Raw genomic sequence first — 8,748 nt, 5'->3', positions numbered from 1 at the left:
GAAACGGGATGTTGTCCGAGCCGCAGGCGAGTTTCGTCCCGTTTAGCCGGCCAGCCGTTGGTGGGTCGCCGAGGGACAAAGCACTAGCCTTTTGCCTTCTTTTGGGCAATGCCAAAAGAAGGGGCAAGCCCGGGAGGGCGCGGCAGTAGGGAACTGCGACTAATGTATTTAGCCTGAGATAGCCTTTATGTAAAAAATAATTGAACTATTACATTAATCATATTTTCAACTACTGATTGACATTAATATGTAAAATATGACCGTTCTTTATTTTAACTCCTCATAATAATCGAACATCGTATTTCCGATATACTCCAACGCTGCTGCATCATAATGTAAATAGTCGCCGAGATGCGTCAGGTGTTCGTATGTACTAACTATTTTTAAATTGGGGTCTTTATTACTGCAGCTATGAAGAATCTGATTCAATCGGACACAGTTAGTATTCCTGTACAAAATTTCGGCAGCAATAAACGGAACATGTTCATTACCGACCAACGTTCTTACATAAGAAACCAGGTCTGTGAAATTCTGTTCATAGTCATCAAGCCTGACTGCTTCATCTGCGTCTGCTTCCCCCTGGAGATAGAGTACCGCGATAATATTTACATCGACGTTCTTTTTGGCAGCAAATTGCTTTAATGACGCCAGTTTACTCTCTAATAATTTTACCATACTGCGTTCCCCCGATGGTATAAGTTCTGTATGTGATTGCCAGCGCCCTATGTTGGGCGATCCTTTTTCGGATATAGGTGTACCTCCCAGTGTATGTTTTAAGCAATAGAGGTAATTACCGTACTTTTCGGTATATTTTTTCGCAAAGAATATGTCGAAACCAAACCTTGTATCTTTATTGTTATCAGAACCTACATTGGCTCCAAGCTGGTAAGATTGAAAATATTTTGCGAATTTGTTCCACATGCCATATTGTTCGAATGTATATTCGTTTGCGCTCAACCATTCAGGTGCCGTGGAAATAGGGGCAAATCCCTCCGCATTACTTTGGCCTAATACCAGTATAACCGGGATACGACCCGATACAGGCGTCATATTTGGTGCCGGTTCGTCATTATCAGAACATGATATAAATAATAGGAATGTGAATAAGAAGTAGAATATTCTGGGTGTATTCATTTTCTAATGTTTTATAAATTAATAGTTTAAAATAATATTTGTGATTTATTCTTTTTTCTGAAAGAATATACAAAAGTATAAAAAAATACGTTCGGTTGTATTTCTGTTTAATGTTGAAGTTGTCCCGACTTTTATAAAAGACTCCGTGAAACTCCAAGTACTCCGTGGTTAAAAAACTTAAAATGAGTCCGTTGTCCGTATATTTATGCGAATCAAGGGTTGCCCTGGGTTGAAGTATACTATTATAAATCAATCTTCTGTTTTGCAGTCAGGGTTCTAAGTCCACGAAGTGGGCTAATCATGGATAACTACGGGTAAAACCCGTGGAAAAATCGGATAGGGAGAGGCCGTCTCCGTAGGAGGCGAATGGCATTTNTTTGCCTCCTACAGAGACATATTTTCCAGCCAGTCCCTGCCACGGGTTTTGCCCGTGGTTATCCACCTTCAGTCCCTTCGGGACAATAAGTTACTGTGTTTTTTAACCCTTGATTCGCATTATTTATAAAAATGTAAGAAGGGTTATCCCAACAGAATAACCCTTCTATATTCTTCTTTATGTGTAAGATATTACTTCACAACTTTCAATTCATCGATGAGGCGCGGGCACTTCATTACCTTGTCTATGATATACAATACATAGCGGATATCTACGCTAATCATGCGTTGCAAATCCGGTTCGAACAAGATATCGCCGCTTAACGATTCCCAGTTACCATCAAAGGCAAGCCCTATCAATTCTGCATTTCCATTAAATACCGGACTACCTGAGTTACCTCCGGTAATATCATTGTTCGACAGGAAATTGACGTGCATCTTACCGTCTTTATCGGCATACTGACCGAAGTCTTTGTTGGCCAAGTCGTCCAGTATATATTGCTGTACATCAAATTCAGGATCGTTAGCAACATATTTATTCAAAACACCCTGTGATGTGGAATAATAATCGTAAGTAACCGCATCGGCAGGCTTATATCCGCCAACAGAACCATAGCTCAGACGTTGGGTAAAGTTAGCGTCCGGATAAAATGTTTTGTTCGGCTCCATCTCCATCAACCCGGCCATAAACAGGCGGCTGCCTTTCTCTATCTGTGGATAGTAAGGGGCAAACGCAGCGCGTAAAGAGTTCAATGCAGGCTCTAATGATTTAGCGAAGGCGATAGCCGGATCATTGTTTATCTCTTCCGGGTTTCCTCTGGCTATAAGGGCTGCGGCATCATCCATATTAGTGAATTTAGTGTTATTGTAGAACCATTCGGCAAATTTATCGTAGTCTCCGCCAAATTGATCTGTGATGGTTGTATAAACCGATGGTAAATATTCGGCAGGGACTCTTTCCGCATATACCTTGAGCAATGCAGGCATCACTTTTCTGTCCAGTGCCGGTTCGTAATCTTTATATGGAGTTTCCAGGCGTCCTTTCAGTTCCTCCGCCTTATCCTTGTCTGGATCCATTTTGTCAATGAAGATCGCTGTATTGGCAAAGCGTATTACTTCTATACCGTTGTAGAATGTTTCGAAGAAATATGTCTGCACTTTAGCTACGTCCATTGTAGATGTGTACCCTTCTTTAAGCAGCGATAATGCATCGCCGTATTTTGTCTGCATGGCAGGTTTTGAAGCTGTCCATTGGGCGAATTTGGTTTCCAGTTGTTCCTTTTCCTTTATTACTCCCAGTTTTGCGATGGCTTCGTTCATACCCATTGCATTTTTCCAGTAGTTGGAACTTCCTGCATATTTAGATGCGTATTTGATACGTATGGCATCACTTGCGTTCATGGCTTTTCTCCAGATGTCTTGTTTCGCTCCACGCACTTCGATACGGGGCTTGTGTTCCGATTCTACCATCTGCGCGATTCCCCACGATGTCATATAGCGTTCGGTACTTCCCGGATAACCAATGGTCATGGCATAATCGTTTTCTTTATATCCTTTCAGGGAGACAGGTACCGAGTATTTAGGCTTGTAAGGCACATTGTCTTCGCTATAGTTTGCCGCATGGTTGTCTTTGTTGGCATACACACGGAATACCGAGAAGTCTCCTGTATGGCGCGGCCACATCCAGTTATCTGTTTCCCCGCCGAATTTTCCTACCGAAGATGGCGGAGTGAATACCAGCCTTACGTCCTTGAAGACTTCATATATTACAGCATAATATTTATTATGTGCATAGAAAGGGACAACCTGAGCCCTTAAAAATTCATTGCCTTTGTACTGTTCAAGGTAAACCTGTGAAAGAGAGTCAATTTTGTCGGCACGTACTTCCTCCGTATCATCAGCTAAAACAGTTGATGTAACAAAGGCTGTGATGTCTTCCGTCTTTTGCAGGAACGAAACCATTAACCCCGATGCCGGTAGCTCTTCCTGAAATGCTTGGCTTACAAAACCGTCTTTCAGGTAGTCGTGTTCTACTGAACTCAATTTCTGGATTGCTCCATATCCGCAGTGGTGGTTGGTAAAAATCAATCCCTGACCCGATACGGCAACACCCGTACAACCTCCGCCGAAGATAACCACGGCGTCTTTCAGCGATGGGTTTGTTTCGCTGTATATGCTGTCTGTCGGGAACTTAAAACCAAGTTCCTTCATACGGGCAGCGCTCTGCCTGTTGAGTTCTTTCAAAAGCCACATTCCTTCATCGGCTTTTATGCCGGCAACTGTAAGGAAAACAGCTAATAGTACTAATAGTCTTCTCATCCTTTTTATTTTTATTTATTGATATATATGTAAATTATTTTTTCGTATCTCTTTTCTTGAAATATTTATTTATTACGGGTATTTCGCTCAGCGGCAAATCCTTTTTAATAATAATAGTCGTGAACGCGATGAGGAATACCGTACGGTATGCCAGGCGTAGTATTTCATTATCGATCTGAGGATACATGGCCGCGAAATAAAACGCGACAGCCAATGCAAAATAAAGAAAGATATTTTTTAAATCATATTTTATAGGATAATATTTTTGCCCTATAAAGTAGGATATAGTCATTATTACAAGGTTACAGATAAATGTAGCCCATGCACTGGCTATGTATCCGTATACAGGTACAAATATGATATTGATAGCCACTTGCAGAAAACAACCGAACACGGAAAAATATGCGCCGTATTTGGTCTTATCCGTTAGCTTGTACCACACGGAGAGGTTGAAATACATGCCGAAGAATATTTCTCCCATCATGGCGATAGGTACGATAACGGTACCGGCCGTATAATTTTTACTTACAATATATTTTAATATATCAAGGTAGAACACGACGGCGAGAAATACCAACAGAGCGAAGATTACAAAGAACTTCATCGCATCGGCGTATGGCTTTGTGCCGGTATCTTCCTTGTTTTTACTGAAAAAGAAGGGTTCGTAAGCATAGCGGAATGCCTGCGTAAACATGGTAATGATGACCGTTATTTTCAGGCAGGCGTTGTATATGCCCAACTGGCTGAAGGCTTCATCCGGATTGTCGAACAGGAATGGATATGTCAATTGCGCTACAGTCTGGTTGATAACTCCCGCCAAGCCCAGTATCAAAAGCGGAAATGAATATCTCAACATCTGCCTTATCAGTTTATTGTCAAACTGGAATTTCAGGCCTTTCATCGCTGTAGGTATCAGCAATAGCAATACTACGAGTGTGGCTAACAGGTTGGCAAGGAATATATACCCTATGCCGATATTGGGATGAAAGAACTTATTGATTGCAAGGTCAGGGTAGTTTTTGTAAATCCACGGGCATACGACCAGAAAAAGGATATTAAAGAATATATTGACACCTATAAATATAAGTTTCAGTGTAGCAAAGCGTACAGGTTTTTTTTGATACCTTAGGTAAGCGAAAGGAATGGTCATAAAAGCATCCAAAGCTACTACGATAGCCATCATCCAGATGTGTTCCTTATGCTCGGTGTACTCCATCCATGACGAGATGGGATTGATAAAGGAGAAACAAAGCAGAATGAAGAGGAGGGATGTTGTACCCAATGAAATAAGCGATGTAGCATATACTTTATCCGGATTTTCCCCTTCCTTATTCATAAAACGAAAAAATCCCGTTTCCATGCCATAAGTCAGTAGTACCATAAACAATGCCGTATATCCGTATATATAGCTTACCTTCCCATATTCGATGGTGTCAGTGAATATGTATGTATGCAACGGAACAAGTAACCAGTTGAAAAAGCGGCCGATAATACTGCTCAATCCGTAGATCGCCGTGTCTTTCGCCAGACTTTTCATTCCATTCCCTGCCATAGATTAATGAATTATGAATTATGAGTTATGAATTCTAAATTATGAATTAAGAATAATGGATTAATGGTCGACAATTTGTAACTCATAATTCATAACTCATAATTAGTATTAACCATTACGGTTACAAAAGTAGTAAAAATAAGTTATGAGTTTAAGAAGCTGTTTTGAATTATATTGCTAGCCTGGATCTCATTCGTCCTACGGGGCTAAAAATCGTCTGATTGTGCCTGCAATAGCTGTTTAGGAAACTATAAAAATTAAAATTAAATAATATTTTTTTCATATTATAAGTTACCTTTGTAGGAATATAAACCAAAAGGGAATCCCAAATGAATTACTATCATCTGTCAATATTGGTACATCGCCAGGCTATCCGTTATGGAAAACGGACTGCATTGAAGTTTAGAAATCCATACGAAAAGAAATGGAAAAACATTTCGTGGAACAAATTTTCGGATAATGTAATGAAAACGGCATGGGCAATGGCTGAGATAGGAGTAGAAGAGGGAGATAAGATAGCCGTGTATTCCCAGAATATGCCGCAATACCTTTTTACTGATTTTGGCGTGTATGCCAACAGGTGCGTATCCATACCTATTTATGCTACCTCGTCGCCCTCGCAGGTCGAATACATTGTAAACGACGCCGATGTAAAACTCATGTTTGCCGGAGAGCAGTTCCAGTATAATAACGCATTCAAGGTACAGCAGAAATCTTCGGTACTGAAAAGAATCGTAGTATTCGACAACAATGTAAAGTTTCATCCCGATGATAAGACTTCTGTTTATTTCGATGACTTTGTAGCATCGGGGGAGAATTCCAATACAGAGGTTACCGTGCGTGTACGCATGAAATCGAGGAGGGATGATGATATTGCCTGCATAATTTATACATCGGGGACAACAGGCGAGCCCAAGGGTGTAGTATTACCCCATTCGTGCTTCCTTCAGGTTTTCCGTATACATGATATGCGGCTGACTATGACGTCGAACAAGGATCTGTCGATGAATTTTCTGCCGTTGGCACATATCTTCGAGCGTGCATGGACATACTATGCCATACATAAAGGTATGACTATCGCCATAAACCAGGATGCGAAGGAGATACAGAAATCAATAGCGCAGATACGCCCTACTATCATGTGTAGCGTTCCCCGTTTCTGGGAGAAAGTATACGCGGGGGTACATGAGAAGATTTCAACATCGAAAGGCTTTATGAAATGGTTGTACACAGACGCGATAAAAACAGGGAGAAAGTATAATCTGGATTTTAAAAATAAGAAGCTGCGTGCACCGTTGGGTACAAGGATAAAATTCGCGATGTATAATAATACCGTATTCCGTGTGTTGAAGATGGTGGTGGGTATCGAAAAAGGGAATATATTCCCATGCGCCGGCGCTCCGCTGTCCGATTCCATCAATGAGTTCCTGCAATCGGTAAATATTCCTATCATTATCGGTTATGGACTGACTGAGACCACGGCGACTGTCAGTTTCTATCCCGAACGGGAGTTTGTTATAGGTTCGATAGGCACAGTGATGCCCGAAGTGGATGTAAGAATAGATGAATCGAATAACGAAATTCTGGTAAAAGGGAAAACCGTGATGCGCGAGTATTATAACAAGCCGGAGGAAACGGCAAAGGCGTTTACCGAAGATGGTTTTTTCCGCACGGGGGATGCCGGAAAGCTCGAAAACGGAGTCTTGTATCTCACCGAACGTATAAAAGACCTGTTTAAGACAGCCAATGGCAAGTATATTGCGCCACAGGCGATAGAAACACGCGTGTCGGAAGATAAGTTTATAGATATGATCGCTATCATTGCCGATGAGCGTAAATTTGTGAGTGCCCTTATAGTCCCGGATTATAAAGCATTGACTGAATATGCGGACGAACATAATATCCAATATGAGAAAATTGATGAACTGTTTTCCAACGTAGATATCCTGCGTATGCTCGACGGACGCATCGAATTGTTGCAGGCTAATTTTGCTCCATACGAAAAGATAAAGAAATACAGGCTTCTGGCCGAACCGTTCACAATGGAAGGCGGAGAGCTTACCAATACACTGAAGATAAAACGGAAATTCGTTGCGGAAAAATATAAGGATATAATAGATAAAATGTATAAAGAGTGATCATTAGTTAACAGTCAACAGTCAATAATTCATAATTCATAAACTATGGCCGGTATATACATCCATGTCCCCTTTTGTAAGACGAGGTGTATTTATTGTGATTTTTATACCCGTACCGATATATCGCCTAAGTATAATTATGTGACCGCATTGTGCAATGAGGTACTGCTTCGCAAAGGTTATTTCAGGGGAGAAGGGGTAAAAACGATTTATTTTGGCGGTGGTACGCCTTCTCAATTAACCTTCGATGACTTCAGAAGGATATTCGGTACGCTCTTTGCCAACTTTGAGATACAGGCGGATGCCGAAATAACGATAGAGGCTAATCCCGATGATTTAACCCCCCAATATGTAGAGACTCTCAGTAAACTGCCGTTTAACCGCCTGAGTATGGGAATTCAGAGCTTCGATGACGATGAACTGAAATTTCTGAAACGCAGGCATTCGGCTGCTAAAGCTATAGACGCTGTCGGGCTTTGTAAGTCGTTTGGTTATGATAATATCAGCATAGACCTCATGTACGGCCTTCCCAACCAGACAATGGAGATATGGAAGGATAACCTGAAAGCTGCCATAGCGTTGGATATCCAGCATATTTCGTCATATCATCTGATCTATGAACAAGGTACGAGGTTGTACCGCCTGTTTAAATTGGGAGAAGTTAAGCCGGTAAATGAAGATTTGAGCGTAGACATGTTTTCTACGATGATCGATGAACTTTCCTCCGCGGGATTTGAACATTACGAAATATCTAATTTTGCACGTAATAGCTTGTATTCAAGGCACAATAGCTCATACTGGCTAGGTGAGAAGTATCTCGGTCTGGGGCCTGCGGCTCACTCGTATGACGGGCAAGACCGTGCCTGGAATATAGCGTCCATATCTAAATATATAGAAGGGATAAATACCGAAAAGCCAAATGTTGAGATTGAATATCTTGACGAAAATACACGATACAACGATTTTATACTGACGGGTATGCGCACCAAGTGGGGAGTGGATACCTCAGCCCTGAATACTCTTTTTGGCACACGGCTAAAAGAGTATTGCCTGAAAAATGCACGGAAATATCTGCAACAGGGTTTCCTTACACAGGATGGCGATATACTGAAACTGACCCGGAAAGGTATCTTTATATCGGATGGTATTATGAGCGACCTGATGTGGGTGTGATTCTCCTCTGAGTACATGACAAAAAACAGCAGCAAACCTATATTATCCCTGCTGGTA

The 8,748-nt window shown here is 41.3% G+C and carries 5 protein-coding genes; 2 read left to right on the top strand and 3 right to left on the bottom strand.

The features are described 5' to 3' along the window. Positions 1 to 267: 267 nt before the first annotated feature. From D0T84_RS12075 to D0T84_RS12065, 3 genes are all read right to left on the bottom strand, one after another. The gene (locus tag D0T84_RS12075; RefSeq protein WP_163308128.1) at positions 268 to 1,134 is read right to left on the bottom strand and encodes a sialate O-acetylesterase; all 867 of its coding nucleotides are present in this window, start codon (positions 1,132 to 1,134) and stop codon (positions 268 to 270) included. A gap of 567 nt (positions 1,135 to 1,701) precedes the next feature. Beyond that, positions 1,702 to 3,828 (bottom strand): S46 family peptidase, encoded by a 2,127-nt coding sequence (locus D0T84_RS12070; RefSeq protein WP_163308127.1) that lies wholly within the window; start codon positions 3,826 to 3,828, stop codon positions 1,702 to 1,704. A 34-nt stretch (positions 3,829 to 3,862) separates the two neighbouring features. Further along, entirely contained in the window at positions 3,863 to 5,380 is a 1,518-nt protein-coding gene (locus D0T84_RS12065; protein WP_163308126.1) for an oligosaccharide flippase family protein, read from the bottom strand. Between the two features lie 329 nt (positions 5,381 to 5,709). Between D0T84_RS12065 and D0T84_RS12060 the strand changes: the two genes are divergently transcribed. Next, on the top strand, positions 5,710 to 7,518 hold the full coding sequence (locus D0T84_RS12060; protein WP_163308125.1) for a long-chain fatty acid--CoA ligase: 1,809 nt from the start codon (positions 5,710 to 5,712) through the stop codon (positions 7,516 to 7,518). Positions 7,519 to 7,563: 45 nt separating this feature from the next. Continuing rightward, positions 7,564 to 8,691 carry a radical SAM family heme chaperone HemW gene (gene hemW / locus D0T84_RS12055; RefSeq protein ID WP_163308124.1) on the top strand — a complete coding sequence of 376 codons (1,128 nt, stop codon included), beginning with the start codon at positions 7,564 to 7,566 and terminating at the stop codon, positions 8,689 to 8,691. Positions 8,692 to 8,748: the final 57 nt, after the last annotated feature.

The sequence above is a fragment of the Dysgonomonas sp. 521 genome (assembly GCF_010501055.1).
GTDB lineage: Bacteria > Bacteroidota > Bacteroidia > Bacteroidales > Dysgonomonadaceae > Dysgonomonas.
This window is presented reverse-complemented; position numbering and strand designations above follow the sequence as displayed.

Excerpts from the sequence above, each read along its gene's own strand:
- D0T84_RS12075 (WP_163308128.1), bottom strand. The coding sequence starts at position 1,134 with ATGAATACACCCAGAATATTCTACTTCTTATTCACATTCCTATTATTT.
- D0T84_RS12070 (WP_163308127.1), bottom strand. The coding sequence starts at position 3,828 with ATGAGAAGACTATTAGTACTATTAGCTGTTTTCCTTACAGTTGCCGGC.
- D0T84_RS12065 (WP_163308126.1), bottom strand. The coding sequence starts at position 5,380 with ATGGCAGGGAATGGAATGAAAAGTCTGGCGAAAGACACGGCGATCTAC.
- D0T84_RS12060 (WP_163308125.1), top strand. The coding sequence starts at position 5,710 with ATGAATTACTATCATCTGTCAATATTGGTACATCGCCAGGCTATCCGT.
- hemW (WP_163308124.1), top strand. The coding sequence starts at position 7,564 with ATGGCCGGTATATACATCCATGTCCCCTTTTGTAAGACGAGGTGTATT.